The sequence below is a fragment of the Myxococcus faecalis genome, assembly GCF_050039385.1.
GTDB lineage: Bacteria > Myxococcota > Myxococcia > Myxococcales > Myxococcaceae > Myxococcus > Myxococcus fulvus.
This window is the reverse complement of the sequence record NZ_CP144336.1, coordinates 7,538,944-7,556,742: the sequence shown is the minus strand read 5'-3', so window position 1 is coordinate 7,556,742 and position 17,799 is coordinate 7,538,944. Positions and strand designations below refer to the sequence as shown.

The following is a 17,799-nucleotide window of genomic DNA, read 5'->3' as shown; positions in this document are numbered from 1 at the left end:
GCACCGACCGGGTGTGGAAGGAAGGAGCGGGCGGCACGCGCGTGGTGGAGGACCTCGAACGCGGTTGAAGACAAGGCTCCGCCCGGCAGGGTGCCGGTGGCAAAGCGGAGCAATTGAACTCGGAGGAGCAGGCGGTGGTCCCCTTGGCCCTCGACAGCGTGACGTGTGCCGTTCCCGGACAGACCGGGGAGGACGTCCTGACTGGAGGGCCTCCGGAGGCCGCCTCTCCTTTCGCAGCGTGCACGCAGGCGCGGCGTCTTGCCGCCTCCCGTCCGGTGAGGTCCGCCCTACCGCGCGCGCGTCCAGGATTCGTCCATGAGCAGCATCCTCGTCATCAACGCCGCGGGTCGGGAGACCCGCGTGGCGCTCGTCGAGAACGGGCACATCGCGGAGTTCTATCTCGAGCGTAAGAAGGACAAGGGCGTCGTCGGCAACATCTACAAGGGTCGCGTGGTCCGGGTGCTGCCCGGCATGCAGGCGGCCTTCGTGGACATCGGCCTGGAGAAGGCCGCGTTCCTCTACGTCAGCGACGTCGTCTACGACCCGGACTTCGCCCGGGCGCAGTTCGAGCTGACCGAGGGCGAGCACGAGGACGCGCCCGACGTTCCCACCGAGTCCGAGGCCGAGGCCGCCGAGGCCGCCGCCCGGAACGGGGGTCCGCAGCACCACCACCCCGTGGAGCACGCGGCGGAGGCGGAGGTCGAGGAGCTGTCGGCCGAGGCTCCCGCGCACCTCGAGGGCCTGCCGAAGGACACCCGCCTGGAGCTGGCGGCGAACGCGCCGTCGGTGGAGGTGGCTTCCGGGACGGAGTCCGCCGTGGCCGAGGCCGCGCCGACGACGTCCGAGGCCGCGCCGTCCGCCAGCGAGCCTTCCGTGACGGTGGTGGCCAGCGAGGTGTCGGTGTCCGTGGAGGGCGCGACGGCCTCGGTGGAGACCGCGTCCGTGGCAGTGGCGGTGCAGGAGGTCCCCTCCCCCGCGTCGGAGTCGGCCGAGGCCGCGTCCCAGGCGCCGGTGTCCGAGGACGGTGTGGCGGCGGCGCAGCAGCAGCCCGAGCCGCCGCCGGCCGCGGCCACCGCGCTGAGCGAGCTGATTCCGCCGCCCGCCGGTGAGGAGGGCGCGCTGGCCGTGGCCCGTCCCGCCGAGGTCTCCGGTGAGCGCCGCACGCCGCGCGAGGCCCGGGAGGCGCGCGAGCCGCGCGGCCGGGAGAAGGAGAAGGACAAGGGCCGTCACAAGCAGGACGAGAAGCGCCGCGACAAGCGCGATGACGACGGCAACGGCAAGGAGAAGGTCAAGCAGCGCCGGACGGACAAGATCGAGGACTTGCTCAAGGTGGGCCAGGAGGTGGTGGTCCAGATTTCCAAGGACCCCATCGGCACCAAGGGCGCGCGGCTCACCTCGCACATCTCGATTCCGGGCCGTCAGCTGGTGTTCATGCCCACGGTGGACCACGTGGGCATCAGCCGCCGCATCTCCAACGAGAAGGAGCGCCGGCGGCTGCGAGAAATCGTGGACCGGCTGCGTCCGCCCGGCACGGGCTTCATCGTGCGCACGGTGGCGGAGAACGTTCCGCAGGAGAAGCTCGAGAGCGACATCCGGTTCCTCATCGAGGTGTGGAACCAGGTGGTGCGCAAGAACGAGAAGCGGGGCGGCCCCGGTCTGTTGCATCCGGACCTGGACCTCATCCTGCGCGCCACGCGCGACTTGTTCGCGCACGACGTGGAGAAGCTCGTCGTCGACGACCGCGAGGAGTACGAGCGCATCCTGGGCTTCGTGACGGCGCAGGACCCGGCGCTGCGCGACCGGGTGGCGCTGCACGAGGGCGACGACACCGTCTTCGACGCGTACGGCATCGAGCAGGAGCTGCAGCGGGCCACCCAGCGCAAGGTGTGGCTGAAGAGCGGCGGCTACCTCATCATCGACCAGGCCGAGGCGCTCACGGCCATCGACGTCAACTCGGGACGCTACGTCGGCAAGAAGAGCCTCGAGGAGACCATCACCAAGATCAACGTCGAGGCGGCCAAGGAGATTGTGTACCAGCTCCGGCTGCGCAACATCGGCGGCATCATCATCTGCGACTTCATCGACATGGAGAAGGCGCAGAACCGGGACAAGGTCTTCAAGGCGCTGCAGGAGGCGCTGGGGCGCGACAAGGCGAAGACCAACGTGCTGCGCATCTCCGAGCTGGGCCTGGTGGAGATGACGCGCAAGCGCGTGCGAGAGTCCATCGGCCGGGTGCTGCACGAGGACTGCCCGTACTGCGACGGCAACGGCTTCGTGAAGACGGCGACGACGGTGGCGTACGAGATCTTCCGGGAGATTCGCCGGGAGGCGCCGGGCTACAAGGACTCCACGCTGGTCATCAACTGCAACGCGGAGGTCGCGCGCCTGCTCCAGGGCGAGGAGCGCAACGAGCTGCGGCACCTGATGGACCGCTACAACAAGTCCATCCAGGTCAAGGCGCAGCAGAACTACCACCGCGAGCAGTACGACATCTATGGTCGCTCGGCGACGGGCCCCGAGCACAAGGTGGCCTCGTCCCCTGGCTCGGGTGACGGCGAGCTGGCGATGCAGCAGCGCAAGCCGGACAGCGGCGGCTTCGGGCGGCAGGACCAGAACCGCCGGGGCGGTGGTGGCGGCAGGGATCGCGACAGGGACCGGGGTGGTGGTGGTGGTGGTGGTGGCGGCGGAGACCGGCGCGATGACCGCCGTGACGGCCGTCGTCCGGACCGTGGCGGAGACCGTCCTCGCGGTGAGCGGGGTGGTGACCGGGGCGAGCGCGGTGAGCGTGGTGACCGGGCCGGTGAGCGTGGTGGCGGTGAGCGCGGTGACCGGGGCGGTGAGCGCGGTGGCGGCGAGCGTGGTGACCGGGGCGGTGAGCGCGGCGACCGGGGTGGTGAGCGCAACGAGCGCGGTGAGCGTGCCGACCGTGGCGGTGAGCGCGGCGAACGCGGTGAGCGTGGTGACCGCGGCCCACGGGGCGAGCGCGGCGAACGCGGTGACCGTCCTCGCGGCGAACAAGGCGGCGAGCGCGGTGACCGGGGCGGCGAGCGTGGCGAGCGCGGTGGCAACCAGGGCTCCGCGGGAGGCAACGGCGGCGAGAGCAGTGGTGGCTCGACGCCTCCGGCATCGGGCCAGGGTGGCTCGGAGCCGTCGGGCGGTAGCTCGACCTGATTCCGCGAGGTGAGGCGGGGCGGCGCTTAGGTGACCGCCCTTCTCACCCAGGCATCAGCCATCCCATGGAAGCCAAGTGGAGTGGGCTCCGTAGTGGCCCACTTCCTCACCCTCGGGATTGGAACGGCAGCACCCTCCTCTGGCATCACGGACTGGAACTGCCGCCCCTTCATGGGTGCGAAGTGGTCTGGGCCCGGTGCCAGGTCCGGACCGCTGGGAGGGGCCAGCCATCAGGCTCCGCGTCGCCCCAATCCTCGGCCAGGAGCCGGAAGAATCGCGCTTGTGGGAGCAGGCACCGTCGAATCACGCATGACGTCCCGTGACGGATGCGCGCGCCTCCCTCTTCTCAACGATGAGGCCTGCGTCCGGCCCTGGCTCGCACGAGGCCTCCTGGATGTCGGTCAATGTGCCGCGACAGGCGCCTATCCACGGGAGGTGGGCTGGCCCTGGAGGTACAGGTTTGGCTAGCCTTACGACTCCATGTCGCGGAGCGTCGTCGGCTCCCGGTCTGCTTCCGCCTCGGATGACACCCACCTCCGCTCCACTCCAGCGCCCTCACCGCCCACCGAGCCACCGCGCGGTGCACCAGCGCATGGGCAGGAGCGCCTGAGGTTGGCCACGCCCTCGACTCCAGCGTCGTGGTGGCGGAGCACGCGCGAGCGTGCCCGTGACTGGGCGCTGCGCGTCTGGGAACCCGTGCAGGGAACCCAGGTGGGCCGCTTCGCGACCGACACGTTCCTCGCCGCGAGGACCGTGGCCCAGGGCTTTCGCGGAGAGAACCTCCGACTCCGCGCCGCCGCGCTCACCTACATCAGCATGTTCTCGCTGGTGCCGCTGCTGACGGTGGGCCTCGTCCTGCTCAACGCGTTCCACCAGGACCGCTTCGAGGAGCGGCTGCGCTTCGTCGTGAGGGAGATGCTCGCCCCCGGCGTCCAGGAGAAGTCCGCCGCGGTGCTCAACCAGCTCCTCGAGCAGAGCAACTCCGTGGCCATCGGCAGCGTCGGCTTCCTGGCCATCCTCCTGTCCGCGGGCTCCCTGCTGCGCCACATCGACGGCGCGGTGAACGAGCTGTGGGGCATCCGCCGCCAGCGCCCCTGGGGCACCCGGTTGCTCATCTACTCGGGCCTGCTCCTGTTGGGCCCCGTCTTCCTCGCGGCCTCGCTCACCGGGACGCGGGCCGTGCGCGGCGTCCTCCAGAGCCTGCCCTTCGCCAGCGTCCTCATCGCGCTCGGCACCACCCTCATCGCCGTGGTGGGCCTGACGCTGCTCTACTTCTGGACCCCCTACGCCCATGTCCGGGTCCGCTCCGCCCTGGCGGGAGGGCTCGTCGCGGGCCTGGGTTGGATCCTGGCCAAGTCGGTGTACGCCGAGTTCGCCGCGCGCAGCTTCCGCTACAACCTGCTCTACGCCTCGCTGAGCGCCCTGCCCCTCTTCCTCGCCTGGGTCTACGTCAGCTGGCTCGTGCTCCTCTTTGGAGCGCGGCTCGCCTACGCCGTCGAGCACACCGCCTTCCGCGACTCCCTCTTCGCCTTCGGCACCCACCCACGCGCCCATGAGCTGGTCGCCTCGCGCATCGCCCAGGAGACGACGCTGACGTGGGTGGACGGAGGTCCAGCTCCCACGCCCCGGGTGCTGGCGACCCGGCTTCGCGTCCCCGAATCGCTCGTCCACGAGGTGGTCGACCGCATGGTCACCGCCGGCCTCCTGGAGCGCCTGCGCCGGGGGGGCTTGAGGCCCGCCAGGGACCCCGCCTCCCTCACCCTGGCCGACACCACCCTCGCCGTGCACGGGGTGATGATCTCCGGCGGGGCGGACACCTGGGATGGCCCCAAGGCCACCGGCTTCGAGCAGGTGGAGCACTTCTTCCAGGAGGCGGACTGCCTCGGCGTCGAGCGCCTGCGACGCACGCGCTGGACGGACCTGGTGGCGCCCCTGCGGCCTGAAGTCGCCCAGGAGGCCCCCTCGGAGCCCCCCCGAATGGCAGCCAGCGGAAATCCGTAAAGTTTCTAGGTGGTTGGGAGTCCACCCTGCTTGCAGTGCCGGCGCGTTCTGTTATGTTTTCCTGATTCGACCACGGGCCAGAGTGCCCTGTTGCGAAGGGGTCACCGGGTTTGCGGGAGCGTCCGATGCTCAAGTCCGATCTGATCAACATCCTCGTGGCCAAGCGGGGCGTGACGCAGAAGCAGGCTGAGGCCACCATCGAGACGATTTTCGAGTCGATGAAGGATGCCCTCTGTCGCGGCGAGAACATCGAGATTCGCGGCCTCGGTGCCTTCCACGTGAAGAACTACCAGGGCTACCAGGGTCGCAACCCGAAGACGGGCCAGGTCATCCCGGTGAAGCCCAAGCGGGGCCTGCTCTTCCGCACGGGCAAGGAGCTGCGCGACAGGGTCAACCGCCCCGCCCCCCAGCAGGCCCAGGCGGACCTGGCGTCCCCCGAGAGCAAGGGCCCCGGCAGCACCGGCACCGGCCTCTGACCCACCCTCACATCCCATGGGACACCGGCGACAGCCGACCAATGGGACGAATCTGCAGGGCGCCATCCAGCTCGCCGTACGTGAGCACCGCCACGTCCGGGAACGCCCCCTCGCACAGCCTGCGCAGTGACCTGCGCACATCCGGCGCGGTGAGCAGCACGGCCTTCCCGCCCGTCGCGACCTGACGCACCCCCTCCAGGATTTCCGCCACCCGCTCCGGGTCCGGCGCGAGCCCCCTGGGCCCGGCGGCCCGGAGAATCTCCTCCACCTCGGGGTCCACCAGGTACGCATACAGCGGCCCCGTGGGCGCGAACTTGTGGCTGAGGTAGCGACGCAGGGCCTGTCGGCAGCGCTCGGCGAGCGCGGTGGCGTCCCCCTCGGTGGTGGGTGACACGAGCGCCTCCAGGATGGCCCTCAAGTCCCGGATGCTCACGCCCTCCTGGAGCAGCTTGCGCAGCACGTCCGTCAACAGCGGCAACGGCACCTTCTGGAGCGCCTCCTTCACCAGCATCGGCGCACGCGGCTCCAGCCCCTCCAGGAGGCCCTGGACATCCTGGAGCCCCAACAGCTCCGCCGCCCGGCTCCGCAGCACAACGCGCAGGTGCTCGGCGAGCAGCGCCTCGGGGCGCAGCACCTGGACCTGGGCGAGCTCCACCGGGCCGCGGCCCGACTCCGGAATCCGACTGATGCTCCTCCCCGTCGAGGGCTCCACCGCCGGCTCCGCCTTCACCTGGAGGAACGCGAGCTCGTCCGGAGGCGCCAGGGCATAGAGCACGCCCGGGGTCAGCTGCCCGCCGCCCGCGGGGACCTCGTCCACCAGGATTCGATACTCCCCCGGGGACAGATAGGCGGCCTGGGTCCTCACGCGGATGCCGGGGACACGGATGCCCAGCTCGAAGAAGAGCTCGTCCCGAACCGCGTTGAGCTGTTCATGCACGAACGCGCCCCCGGAGGACTGCGTCAGCACCGTCAGGTCCGGCGCGAGGTCCAGGGTGAGCGGGGACACACCCACGGGGAGCGCCGCGCTCATCGGCGGAGCCGCTTCCTTCCCGGAAGCCCCCGCCTTCTCGCCCGACGCCTCCGACTCGCTTGCCGCCGCCACCGGACGGGCCGCGCCGCGTGACAGGGCATACCCGAGTCCCGCCAGGGCCGCCGCCAGCACCAGGAACGTCAGGTGCGGCATGCCCGGCATCAGCGCGAGGACGCCACACAGTCCCGCGACGACCCAGAGCGTCCGGGCCTCGCCGAAGAACTGCGCGCCGATCTCCGCGCCCAGCGAGTCCTCCTCGCGCTCCGAGGCCACCCGCGTGACGACGAGCCCCGCCGCCACGGTGATGCAGAGCGAGGGTACCTGCGACACGAGCCCGTCACCGATGGCGATGAGCGCGAACGTCGCGGCCGCCTCGGAGAGCGACAACCCTCCCTGCAACACGCCGATGAGCGAGCCACCGAGCAGGTTCACCGCGACGATGACGAGGCCCGCGATGACGTCGCCCTTCACGAACTTCATCGCGCCGTCCATCGCGCCGAACATCTGCGACTCGCGCTCCAAATCCCTCCGGCGCTTGCGGGCCTGAGCCTGGTCGATGGCCCCCGCGCGCAGGTCCGCGTCGATGGACATCTGCTTGCCTGGCATCGCGTCCAGGGTGAACCGGGCGGACACCTCCGCGACACGCTCCGCGCCCTTCGCCACCACCAGGAACTGCACCAGCGAGAGGATGGCGAACACCACGCCGCCGACCACGTAGTCCCCCTGCACCACGAACTCACCGAACGCCTGGATGACGTCGCCCGCGTGCCCCTCCGCGAGCGCCAGCCGCGTGGACGAGACATTGAGCGCCAGTCGGAACAGCGTGGTGAACAACAGCAACGTCGGGAAGGACGTCACCTTCAGCGCGTCCTTCGCTCGCAGCGCCGCCACCAGCAGCGCCACGCCCGCCGCAAGGTTCAGCGCCAGGCCCGCGTCCAGCAGCCACGCCGGCAGGGGGATGATGAGCGCGCCCAGCACGGCGGCCATCGCCACCGCGAGCACCAGGTCCGATGAGCTCTTCACCTTCGACAACCACGACGTCAGGGCCTTCATGAAGTCCGTCTCCGAGATGATTCGTCCGCGTCCCGCGCTTCCATCGCCGTGCGGAGGACGACCGCCGCCGCCTGGTACAGCTCCTCGGGGATGGGCTCCCCCAGGTCGTAGTGGATGAGGCTCCGCGCCAGCGGCACGTCCCGCACCACGGGGATGCCGAGCCGACGTGCCTCCTCGCGCAGCGCGAGCGCCTCCTCCTCACGCGCCTTCGCGACGAGGTAGGGCGCCTCGCACTCCTGGGTGTCGTAACGGAGCGCCACCGCGAGATGCGTGGGATTGACGACCACCGCGGTGGCCCGGGCCACGCCCCGAGCCGGTCCGCCCTGCGCGAGCTGCCGGTGCAACGCCTTGCGCTGTCCCTTGTGGCGCGGGTCTCCCTCGCTCTCCTTGTGCTCGCGCTTGATCTCCTCCCGGCTCATCCGCAGCTCACGAAAGTGGCTCCGTCGGGCGAGCAGGTAGTCCCCCACTCCCAACACCACCAGCACCCAGGCCAGGGTGTGCACCAGCCCCTCGATGCGCCCCAGCAAGAGCGGCAGCCCCTCGCCGCCCGCGAGCCACGCGGTCCGCAGCACCTGCGGCCCCAGCTCCTCCACCTCGCTCCACACGAACATCGCGACCACGGCCACCACGACCAGCGCCTTGCCCAGCTCCAGCCACGGCTTCACGCTGAACAGCCGCTTCATCCCAGCCGCGGGGCTGACACGCTCCCACTGGGGCGCCACGTGCTCGGGATTCATCTCGAACCCCACGGTGGCCACGCTGACGCCCAGCGACGCGATGAGCGCGCCGCCGAGCACGGGCCCGCTCATGCCCATGAAAATCCAGAGCCCCTCCTCCCAGGCGCCCGCCCCCTGCTGCTCGAGGAACAACCGCGACGTCCAGTCCCGCAGCCGCGCCACCTGCGGCGCCGAGCCCGCCATGAAGCCGAGCACGCCTCCCAACGTCACCGCGCTGGAGGACAACAGTCGGCTGCGCGGAATCTGACCCTTGCGGCGAGCCTCGCGCAGACGCTTCGCGGAGGGCTGCTCCGTCTTCTCCCCACTCATCGGGCCAGCTCCCCCAACACCGAGAGCGCCCCGCCCGTGGAGACGACTTCCGCCAGCAATCGCTCACACAACACGCCTGTCCCCAACCACAACACCGCGCCGCCCCCCAGGATGCGCAGCGGCGCTCCCAGCTCCTGCAGGTTCAGCTGCGGCGCCGCGCGCGACGCCATGGCCAGGAAGCAATCCACCGTCAGCATCGCCGCCGCCATCGGCGCGCCCACCGCCAGGCCCGTGGCCAGCGCGCCTCCCGCGAGCACGACCACGTGCAGCGTCGCGGCCTCCGTCGGCACGAAGGCCCCCAACCCCACCACGCCGAACCCACGCACCCAGGCGCCGAACACGAGCGGCGCCACCGCGCCCGACATCACCAGCCCCACGAGCAGCTGATACAGCCCTTCGCCCGTGGCGGACTCACGGCTCCCCGACACCGGCAGGCTCGCCTCCGCGGACGTGCCCCTCAACAGGTCGATGAACCGTCCCCCCATCCGCGCCGCGTCGAACGGCAGCGCGGAGACCATCCCCACCGACACGCCATAGGCCAGCTCCCGCAGCAACCAGCCCGCCAGCGTCCACGACGACGTCACAGGCGCCGGCAACTCCACGCCTCCCTCCACGCGGAGGAACAACGCCAGGGAGAGCACCAGCCCCAACCGCACCGTCGGCGGCGTGACCTGCCCACCCAGCACGGGGCACAGGAAGGCCACGGGCACGAGCCGCGCGCAGCACAGCGCCACCACGGCGGCGTCCGGCCCGAGCGCCTCCAGCGACGAGCGAACCAGCTCCAGGTTCATACCGAGACCTCCGCGATGAGCGTCAGGAGCTGGTGGGTGAAGCGCGTGAGCTGCGCGGCGATCCACGGCCCCGCGAGCACCAGGGCGAACACCGCAGCGCACAGCTTGGGTACCACCGACAGGGTGCTCTCCTGCAGCTGCGTCGTCGCCTGGAACAGCCCCGACAGGAAGCCCACCAGCAGGCTGGCCCCGACGGGCGGCAGCGACGCGAGCACCATCAACAACAAGGCCTCACGGCCCAGCGACAGCAACACGTCCTGGGTCATCGCGTCACCGGTATCCGAGGATGAGGCCGCGCGCGAGCAGCGACCAACCATCCACCGCCACGAAGAGGAGGATCTTGAAGGGCAGGCTCACCTGGCTGGGCGACAGCGTCTGCATCCCCAGCGCGAGCAACACGTTGGCGATGACCATGTCGAGCACCAGGAACGGGAGGAAGACGAGGAAGCCAATCTGGAAGGCCTCCTTCAGCTCGGTGATGACGAAGGCGGGGATGATGACGAAGAGGTCCGTCTCCTGGACCGCCTCCGCCTCCTCCGGCGGCCGCAGCTCACGCGCCAGGTCCACGAAGCGGGCCCGCTCCTCGGCGCTGCCATGCTTCACCAGGAACTCGCGCAGGGGCTCGGCTACCCGAGCGGCCGAGTCAAGAATCCGCGCACCGGAGCCGGACTCGAGCTCCTGGTAGGCGAGCTGCCCCGCGTCGTACATCCGCTCCATCACCGAGGCCATGATGTGGCCCGTCAGCACCGCCGCCAGCCCCGTCAGCACCAACGTCGGCGGCGCCTGCTGCGTCCCCATGGCCGAGCGCGCCAGCGACAACACCACCGCGATTTTCGAGAAGCTCGTCAGCATCAGCACCGCGAACGGCAAGAGCGACATCAGCGCGAGCATCCCCATCATCGACAGCGGACTGCCCGCGTAGGACTGCTGACCGAGCATCCCTTCCGGGGACGCCGCGGCGACCAACGGCACGAGCCACCCCAGTCCGCCGCTCATGACCGCATCCCCCTGCGCATCCCACGTCCCGGACGGGGCCGACGGGCCGGCGCCAGGACGAACGGAGCCGCCTGTCGCCGCTCGGGCAGCGCATGCACGTGCGCGAACGCATCCCCGAAGGTCACCAGGAAGTCGCGCCCCTCCACCTCCACCAGCGCGAGACCACACCGCGGTGACAGCCCCGCCCGGGAGACGACCTTCAAGCGCTCGAGGCCCGCCGCGCTCGTCCCCCTCGCCCTCCGTCTCCACCACCATCCAAGCCCCCCCAGTGCGCCCACGAGGAGCACGCACCGGGCCACCGAGACCATGGACACCCCTCCCATCGGCCCCAGCAGGGCCAGCGCGAGCACCAGGAGCGTCGCCACCTGCAAGCGAGCGCGCGGGGAGAACGAGAACCGACGGGCATTCATGGGCGCGCTCACGGCAGCAGGGCCAGGATGCGGGCACCAACCTCGCCCTCGATGTCCACCAGCTCGGCGCGCGCCACCACCCGGTCGCCCACGCGCAACAACACCGGCGTGCTCGCGTTGATGTGCAGCGGCAGCACCACGCCCGACTTCAACGCCGCCAGCTCCGAGAGCGGCACGAGCACCCGCGTCAGCTCCACCTCCACGTCCACGGGGAGCGGGGGCATTGCGTCGCTGCTGCGTTCATTCGAGGCCTGCATGTTCGACTCCGGGAAGGGCGCACGGACCTGCGCGCGCGTCAGACAGAAGCCCTCGGGATGGAACGTCCCCGCGAGCGAGAAGCCACGGCCCACCAGCCGTCCGTCTCCCAGGAGGCGCGCGTTCTCACGGCGCACACCCTCGAAGACCACCACGTCCCCCACCGCGAGCGCGTCCAGCGCCTGGTTCGTGAGCGGCATGCGCCCCACCAGACACCTCAGCTCGAGCGATGCGGCGAGCACCTCGGGCGCGACACTCGCGCCGCGCTCCACCGGGTACTCCAGGAACACGCTCTGGAGCAGCGGCGCCGGCAACAACAACCGGGCCCCCGCGCTCACCTGCCCCACCGTGACACGCAGCTCCACGCCCACCAGGGGCTGCCGGCCCCGCAGCCGGGCCGTGATGTCCTCGCCCCGCATCGTCAGCGCGACCAGGCGCGGCGCCAGCACCGGATACAGCTCCGACCGGGCACGCACCGCCGAGAGCCCCACCAGCACGAGGTACGCCAGCGTCGCGTCCTCCAGACGGGACAGCTCCGTCACCACACCCGCCCGGCCACCCGCGCCCGCGATACGCTCCAGCGCCGCGATGGCCAGCGCGGGCTCCAACTCCAGCACCGCCACGCCGCCCACCGCCGACAGCTCCAACAGGACGAAGACCGCCGGCCGCATCAGCCCACCGAGCGGAGAGACCACCGCGTCCAACAACCGGGCCTCGGCCGTCACGGAGCAACCCAGCTCACGGCCGAGCGCCTCGCAGACATCCCCCAAGGCCTGACGCCCCTGGTTCGCGACACGGGGACGCGCGGCGAGCACGAGGTGCGCCCGGCTCATCCTGCGTGCCCCCAGCCGGCGCAGTCTGCGCGGCTCGGGTGGAATCGACGGTTCGGTGTCCAGGTTCATCGAAGAAGGCTCTTGGGGGGAGTGAGACGACGCACCCCTCTCGTGCACGGCCCCCGCCAGGAGGCCGTGTCGTGAAGTCGCGGAGTTGGACGGTGTTGGAATCCGGGCTCGGGATGCCCGGTACGCAGAACAGGACGGACGTCAGCGCGTGGCTTCGCGGATGAGCCGCTCGGCCAGTGAAGTCAGCAGCGGCGGCGCCAGCGGGTCCACCGGCTCCACCACCCTCCCGGGGAACAGGGTGCGGTGATAGGGCGGCAGGCGCCGGAACACCTCCTTGCGAAGCGGCTCCGGCGCCTCCTCCATCAAGGCCTTCAACCTCGCGGCGGCGTCAGCCCGCTCACCAAACTCCAGCGCCACCTTCGCCTGTCGCCGCGCCGAGGGCATCGCCGCCAGGGTCCGCAGGTGCACCTTCGCGCGCCGCATCGCCCCCGTTCCCAGCCCCTCCAAGAGCTCCCCTGCCCGCTCACGCCCGAGCACCCACGCCACCAGCGCGTACCGCTCCAGGGGAACCACCAGGAGCGGGCGGTGCACCGTGGCCTCCAGGTCCACGGGCGGCGGTGGCGGCGCCACGGGCACCTCCTCCTTCCGCGCCGGACGACGCACCCGCCCCACACGTGTCGCTTCCATGTCGAGTGTCCCTCCTCTCAGGCGACCTTGCGCGCCGCACCCGGCGACAACACGGGCCGCGCGGGCACGGGCGGAACCACGGGCGTCGCACTCAGCTCGCGGAAGTGCCGCATCCGCAGCGCCACCCAGACGAGGGCTCCCGACAGCCCCGTCACCAGCACGCCGAGCACCGCGAGCAGCACCCGCAGCCGCCATGGCGAGGACAGGCCCTGCGCCGCGGCCACCTCCCCCCTCGCGGGAACCTCGTCCACCAACAGCGACACCGACTCGGTGGACAGCCCCTCCACGCCTCCGGCCACGAGCGCCTTCAGGACCTCCGAGCCCTGCCGCACCCTCGCCGCCTGGCCGGGCATCACCCGCACCATCGCCGACGCCTTCGATGGCATGGGCGCGACACCCGGACGCGGCGGCGGGGGCACCACCAGGTGGACTCTCGCCAGCAGCACCCCCTCCATGGACTGGAGCGTCTTCTCCAGGCCCCGCTCCAGCACTCGCACGCGGCACAGCCCCTCCTCCGTGGGCGTGCGCACCAGCCCGCTCCCACCGAAGACGTCACAGCCCACCTCCGCCGCGGGCCTCGGCAACCCCAGCTCCGCGAGCACCCTCACCGCCTCCGTCGACTGGTCGCCCATGACTTCGATGGACCACGAGGGCTTCTTGCCCGCCTCCAGGACCTTGCGCGCCTCCACCCCTCGCTGGATGAGCACCGTCTGGAGCTCGTTCGCCTGCCGCTCATCCAGTCCGTGCTGGATGCGCTCTCGACACGCCGCCGTCCCCAGGAGCAACAGGACGGCGAGCCACCTTCGGGAAGTCGATGACATGGCGCGCTCAAACCTGCGTCTGGAGGACCTGCTTGACGCCGCCGGTCGCCTTCTCGACGACCTTGCCGGCGAGGTCGAGCTCCTGGCTCGCCCGATAGACCTGCGCCTGCAGTGACAGCAGCTCCGCCGACGAGAAGTCCCGGCCCGACTCCGCCAGCCCCAGGATGTGGTCCAGTCGCTTCTGCGCCTGCCCCACGCGCTCCACCACCTGCGCGGCCTGCTGCTCCCTCGCCGACTGGACCGAATCCACCCGCTCGCCCGCCTGCGCCCGCGCGCACCCCGCGGAAGCCCGCGCCCCCGTGCCCTCGGCCCGGACCACGCCCGCGGAGGCCTCGCCCACCGGACGCGTCGCCCCCTCCACCGACACGGGAGGCCCTCCGCTCCGTCCAGGGTTCCGGGCCCCCTCCAACACCTGACCGAACCGCTCGCGCCCGGGCTCCACGGGCGACAGGCCCGGGCCCCCCACGGCGCCCACTTTGTCCACGCTCATGGCTGCCATGCCCTTTCAGCGGATGTTGTTGATGGCGGCCTTCGCCGAGTCGTGGCGGACCTTCATGATGTTGGAGACCGCGTTGTGCTCACGGCTCTCGCGCTGCATCTCGTTCTGCAGATGCAGATAGGCCGCATTGAACTTCTGGCCCTCCGCGCTGAGCTCCTTCTGCGCGTTCAACAGCTCCCACGCATCGGTGCTCCCCGACGACGTGCCTCCCGTTCCCAGCGAGGCGCTCGCCGTGGACGCCGACGCCGTGGAGGCCGACGCCGTGGACGCGAAGTCGGACGTCTTCATGGGCGCCACCTGCGCCACCGCCAGCTTCGTGCTGGAGACCGCCGCGCTCAGGATGGCGCCGGTCGGAATCATCCCGCCCACCACGCCCGCCCCCTTGTTCACGACGGTGTGCGCCGCGTGCGCCAGCACCGTCCCGAAGTCGTTGCGCGGCGTCTGCCGAGGCAGGGTGTGGGTGGTGCTCAACAGGTACGGGCTGCGCTGACTCGGTTCCAAGCAAGACCTCCGGCGATGGGTGCCGGAAGCCCCTGTTCAGGGGCCATGCCAGGAGAAATCCCGAGCAATCCCGCCTGCCTCGGCGCCCACCGGACTCCACCCTCCGGGAAGAGCGTCCGGACGATGGGATGGGCGGACGGGACGGAAACTTGCCTCGCACGCCAGGTGCCTCAGAGTTGTCGCACCCTGTCGCACGCGGAGGAGCAGATGCAGACTTCCAATGGTGGCCCCCACATCGCCGAGCGCTTCCACCCGCGCGTCGAGGCGGACATCGCCGTGAAGGTGCTCCTGCCGGGACGCGCCGTCATGGCCCGGGCCCGCGATGTGTCCATGGCGGGCCTGTTCCTGCTGGCCCACCCGGGCGACTCGCAGCGTCAGCTCACCCTGGCCCTGCCGCTGCCGGGGGACCGCGAAATCGTCACCACCTGCACCATCCGCCGCCGCGAGGCGAACGGCGTGGCGCTGGAGTTCGGCGAGCTGGACTGGGACGACCTCATCGCCCTGGCGCGCTTCCTCCACCCGCGCCTGCCCTGAAGCTCAGGCCGGCTCCGAGCGGGGCGGCGCCATGCGCAGCCGCTCCACCAGCGCCATCAGCTCCGCGCCTCGGAAGGGCTTGTGGATGTAGCCGTCCGCGCCCGCCAGCGTGGCGCTCTCCATGTCCGACTTCTTCGCCTTCGCGGTGAGCATGTAGAGCGGCACCGCCGCCGTGACGGGGTCGCTCTTCAGGATGCGACACGCGGAGATGCCGTCGAGCTGCGGCAGGACGACGTCCATCAGGATGAGGTGGAAGGTGCGGCTGCGCGCCAGCTTCAGCCCCTCCAGCCCGTTGGCCGCGCACACCACGTCCACCGTGCCGTCGCTCAACATCGAGCGCACCAGCTCCCGGATGACGGGTTCATCCTCCACGAGCAGGATGTGAAAGGGTGCCTGGGACATGCCAACCATGTTTCTCCGGCGCGACGCTGGACGACTCGAGGGCGATGACTCGCGGGCGCGCCACCCCCACTTCCGGTGCCACCTGCCGCGCGCGGTATAGCCCCGCCGACACCACACGCACCAGGGTTGCCATTCATTTGTGTGGAGCACCACGCATCCGACATGTCTGCCTGGGATTCACGGGGAAATCCGCGCTTCGTCTCCGAGCCCCGGCCGGCCGACCGCTCCCCGGGCCAGCAGGCCCTCCGCGCCACCCACGCCCCTCGGAATTCCACCCCACCAGGTCACCTCCTGCACGCCCCTCCCTCCAAGGCTTCGGTTCTCCGTTGTCCCGGAGCGCTATGATGGGCCTGAAATGGCGGCAAAACTAGAATGTCCTGAGTGCCGAGGCACGGTGGGGCGAGACGACTTCCAGTGTGAGCACTGTGGGTTGCTCCTGGACCCGGAGCAGGCCAGCGGGGAGTACGTCGTCACCGAGCCCACCATCGTCCGGGCCATGCTCTCTCCGCCCCAGCGCACCCGGACCATGGAGCTGCCCCGGCCGCCGCCGCAGAAGCCCGCGGCCCACCACCTGGCCACCGCGCGCTTCACCATCCCCATGGATGCGCAGACGGTGCCGCGCCTGCGTGCCGGGTTGGACATCGCGCTGCAGCCGCTGCATCCCTTCGAGGCGCATATCGCGTCGTTCGTCGATGGCGTCCTCGCGGTGCCGCAGCTCGCGCTCGCGGCGCGGCTGCCCGAAATCGAGGTGAAGGTCGTCCTCAAGGGCCTGCTGGAGCGCGGCGTCGTGGAGCTGCGGCGCGAGCCGGCCCCGCCGCCCAAGCGCAGCCTCACGGCCGAGATGCCCGTGCTCGACGGCTCCGAGTTCCTGGAGCCCGAGCCGCTCGGCGCGGACGAGGAGGCGGAGCCCTTCACCCTCCGGGACGTGCAGGTCCCCACCCTCTCGGGTGTGGCTCCCCTGCCGCCGATGGCCCTGGGTGACGAAGACGGCCTGACGCCCATGGCGCTCGGTGACGAGGAGCCCATCGAGGACCGTCCGACCCGACGCGACAGGCCCCTGGATACACCCTCGCATGACGCGCCCGCGAAGCCCTCGCGGGGCTTGCGTCCCGGAGCCGCGCCCCGTGGGGCCTCGAGCCCCGCTCCCGGGGAGCGCCCCCTGCCCGCGGGCCTGGCGCGACCGCCAGCCTCTCGGCCCGGCGCATTCATCGGAGCGACTCCCTCACGGCCAGGGCCCCTTGAAGGAGCCGCGCACGCGTCGCGGCCCGCCGCCCCGGCGAGCCCTGTCATCCCCTCGGATGAAGCCCCCACGCTGCGAAGCTCGCATCCACAGTTGGGTGGCGCCTCGCGCGTGGTGCACCCCGCCGCTTCCGCACAGCCCGCCCGGACGCCCCCGCCGCTCGTCACGCCCAGCGGGGCGACCACCCTGCCCGCCGTCCCCTTCCCCGGGAAGGTGGCCCCCACGCCCGTCGAGCACGCCACGCGTCCCCAGCGTCCCTCGATGCCGCTGGATGCGCCGCTCCCCGGCGCGGCCCCGAATTCGCCCGAGGACCTCCTCCAGCGCGCCGTGCGCCTGGAGCGCGCCGGACACGTGGAGCGTGCCATCGAGGTCCTCACCAAGGCCATCGACCGCGCCCCCGACGCCGCCGCGCTCCACAGCAAGCTGGCCCTCATCCTCATCCACCAGCGCAAGGACTACGCGCAGGCGGCGCGGCTGCTGGAGCGCGCCGTGGAGCTGGAGCCGGGCAACACCGTCTTCCAGCAGAACCTGCTGAAGGTGACGGCGCTCTCCGCGGCCAACGCCGGCGAGCGCAAGGACCGCAAGCCCGGCCTCCTCGCGCGGCTCACCGGCAGACGCGGCTGAACACCGCGCCGCTCAGGGTCCTCCGCCGTCCAACAACCGCTCGGCCTCCTCCAACGAGAAGGCCAGATACGCGTCGTAGCCCATCTCCCGGCTGGTCCGCTCGAAGTGCAGCGCCGCTTCCACCGAGCGCCCCACCACCCGCACCACCCGACGGAAGCCTCGCGCCTTCGCGGCCTCCATGATGCGCCGCAGGTGCACCGTCCCCTCGTAGTCCAACGACGTCACGCCCTTCAGGTCCGACAACAGGTCGAACCGCGGACGCATCCGGTCGATGGCACTCACCGCGGCATCGCCGACGCGCTGGGCCTCTTCCTTGTCGACGTCTCCCCAGATGCGCACCACCAGCCGGTTCTTGCCGACGTGGACCTCGACCTCGAACACTGGGCACCGACCTCCAAGGAAAACCCGATATCCTCTGAG

General features: G+C 71.1%; 18 protein-coding genes. 5 read left to right on the top strand and 13 right to left on the bottom strand.

Features of this window, described 5'->3' with window-relative positions:
• Positions 1–315: 315 nt before the first annotated feature.
• The 3 genes from VZQ01_RS30450 to VZQ01_RS30440 all read left to right on the top strand — a co-directional run bounded on the left by VZQ01_RS30450 (position 316) and on the right by VZQ01_RS30440 (position 5,648).
• Positions 316–3,171: an Rne/Rng family ribonuclease gene (locus VZQ01_RS30450; RefSeq protein ID WP_426745365.1), complete on the top strand. Its 2,856-nt coding sequence runs from the start codon at positions 316–318 to the stop codon at positions 3,169–3,171.
• A gap of 612 nt (positions 3,172–3,783) precedes the next feature.
• Complete coding sequence (locus VZQ01_RS30445) at positions 3,784–5,172, top strand: YhjD/YihY/BrkB family envelope integrity protein (RefSeq protein ID WP_370640359.1); 1,389 nt, start codon at positions 3,784–3,786, stop codon at positions 5,170–5,172.
• A 125-nt stretch (positions 5,173–5,297) separates the two neighbouring features.
• Positions 5,298–5,648: an HU family DNA-binding protein gene (locus VZQ01_RS30440; RefSeq protein WP_046715538.1), complete on the top strand. Its 351-nt coding sequence runs from the start codon at positions 5,298–5,300 to the stop codon at positions 5,646–5,648.
• Positions 5,649–5,655: 7 nt separating this feature from the next.
• Here the strand turns inward: VZQ01_RS30440 and VZQ01_RS30435 are convergent, their stop codons facing one another.
• The 11 genes from VZQ01_RS30435 to VZQ01_RS30385 all read right to left on the bottom strand — a co-directional run bounded on the left by VZQ01_RS30435 (position 5,656) and on the right by VZQ01_RS30385 (position 14,579).
• Positions 5,656–7,731 (bottom strand): flagellar biosynthesis protein FlhA, encoded by a 2,076-nt coding sequence (locus VZQ01_RS30435; RefSeq protein WP_223748243.1) that lies wholly within the window; start codon positions 7,729–7,731, stop codon positions 5,656–5,658.
• A complete protein-coding gene (locus tag VZQ01_RS30430; protein WP_426745364.1) occupies positions 7,728–8,777 on the bottom strand; it encodes an EscU/YscU/HrcU family type III secretion system export apparatus switch protein in 1,050 nt (349 codons plus the stop codon). Before VZQ01_RS30430 ends, VZQ01_RS30435 begins: the two co-directional genes overlap by 4 nt.
• Entirely contained in the window at positions 8,774–9,568 is a 795-nt protein-coding gene (locus VZQ01_RS30425) for an EscT/YscT/HrcT family type III secretion system export apparatus protein (protein ID WP_426745363.1), read from the bottom strand. Before VZQ01_RS30425 ends, VZQ01_RS30430 begins: the two co-directional genes overlap by 4 nt.
• The gene (locus VZQ01_RS30420; RefSeq protein ID WP_223748240.1) at positions 9,565–9,834 is read right to left on the bottom strand and encodes a flagellar biosynthetic protein FliQ; all 270 of its coding nucleotides are present in this window, start codon (positions 9,832–9,834) and stop codon (positions 9,565–9,567) included. The genes VZQ01_RS30425 and VZQ01_RS30420 overlap by 4 nt, the downstream gene beginning before the upstream one ends.
• Before the next feature lie 4 nt (positions 9,835–9,838).
• Positions 9,839–10,564, bottom strand: coding sequence for a type III secretion system export apparatus subunit SctR (sctR, locus tag VZQ01_RS30415; protein ID WP_223748239.1), 726 nt, complete (start codon positions 10,562–10,564; stop codon positions 9,839–9,841).
• Positions 10,561–10,974, bottom strand: a complete 414-nt coding sequence (locus VZQ01_RS30410; protein ID WP_223748238.1) for a flagellar biosynthetic protein FliO — start codon at positions 10,972–10,974, stop codon at positions 10,561–10,563. Before VZQ01_RS30410 ends, sctR begins: the two co-directional genes overlap by 4 nt.
• An 8-nt stretch (positions 10,975–10,982) precedes the next feature.
• The gene (gene sctQ / locus VZQ01_RS30405) at positions 10,983–12,131 is read right to left on the bottom strand and encodes a type III secretion system cytoplasmic ring protein SctQ (RefSeq protein ID WP_223781814.1); all 1,149 of its coding nucleotides are present in this window, start codon (positions 12,129–12,131) and stop codon (positions 10,983–10,985) included.
• Between the two features lie 141 nt (positions 12,132–12,272).
• Entirely contained in the window at positions 12,273–12,758 is a 486-nt protein-coding gene (locus tag VZQ01_RS30400) for a hypothetical protein (RefSeq protein ID WP_223748236.1), read from the bottom strand.
• A gap of 17 nt (positions 12,759–12,775) precedes the next feature.
• On the bottom strand, positions 12,776–13,579 hold the full coding sequence (locus VZQ01_RS30395; RefSeq protein WP_223748235.1) for a flagellar M-ring protein FliF: 804 nt from the start codon (positions 13,577–13,579) through the stop codon (positions 12,776–12,778).
• 7 nt (positions 13,580–13,586) lie between these two features.
• Positions 13,587–14,069, bottom strand: coding sequence for an ATP-dependent helicase HrpB (locus VZQ01_RS30390; protein ID WP_223748234.1), 483 nt, complete (start codon positions 14,067–14,069; stop codon positions 13,587–13,589).
• 15 nt (positions 14,070–14,084) lie between these two features.
• Complete coding sequence (locus tag VZQ01_RS30385; protein ID WP_223781811.1) at positions 14,085–14,579, bottom strand: hypothetical protein; 495 nt, start codon at positions 14,577–14,579, stop codon at positions 14,085–14,087.
• A 207-nt stretch (positions 14,580–14,786) separates the two neighbouring features.
• Between VZQ01_RS30385 and VZQ01_RS30380 the strand changes: the two genes are divergently transcribed.
• Complete coding sequence (locus VZQ01_RS30380; RefSeq protein ID WP_223748232.1) at positions 14,787–15,113, top strand: PilZ domain-containing protein; 327 nt, start codon at positions 14,787–14,789, stop codon at positions 15,111–15,113.
• 3 nt (positions 15,114–15,116) lie between these two features.
• On the opposite strand, the gene VZQ01_RS30375 is transcribed toward VZQ01_RS30380, so the two are convergent.
• Positions 15,117–15,524 (bottom strand): response regulator, encoded by a 408-nt coding sequence (locus VZQ01_RS30375; RefSeq protein ID WP_223748231.1) that lies wholly within the window; start codon positions 15,522–15,524, stop codon positions 15,117–15,119.
• Positions 15,525–15,909: 385 nt separating this feature from the next.
• Here VZQ01_RS30375 and VZQ01_RS30370 point away from each other — a divergent pair, with 385 nt between their 5' ends.
• Positions 15,910–17,379, top strand: a complete 1,470-nt coding sequence (locus tag VZQ01_RS30370; RefSeq protein ID WP_426745362.1) for a tetratricopeptide repeat protein — start codon at positions 15,910–15,912, stop codon at positions 17,377–17,379.
• Between the two features lie 12 nt (positions 17,380–17,391).
• Here VZQ01_RS30370 and VZQ01_RS30365 read toward each other — a convergent pair whose 3' ends face one another.
• A complete protein-coding gene (locus tag VZQ01_RS30365) occupies positions 17,392–17,760 on the bottom strand; it encodes an STAS domain-containing protein (RefSeq protein ID WP_046715551.1) in 369 nt (122 codons plus the stop codon).
• Positions 17,761–17,799: the final 39 nt, after the last annotated feature.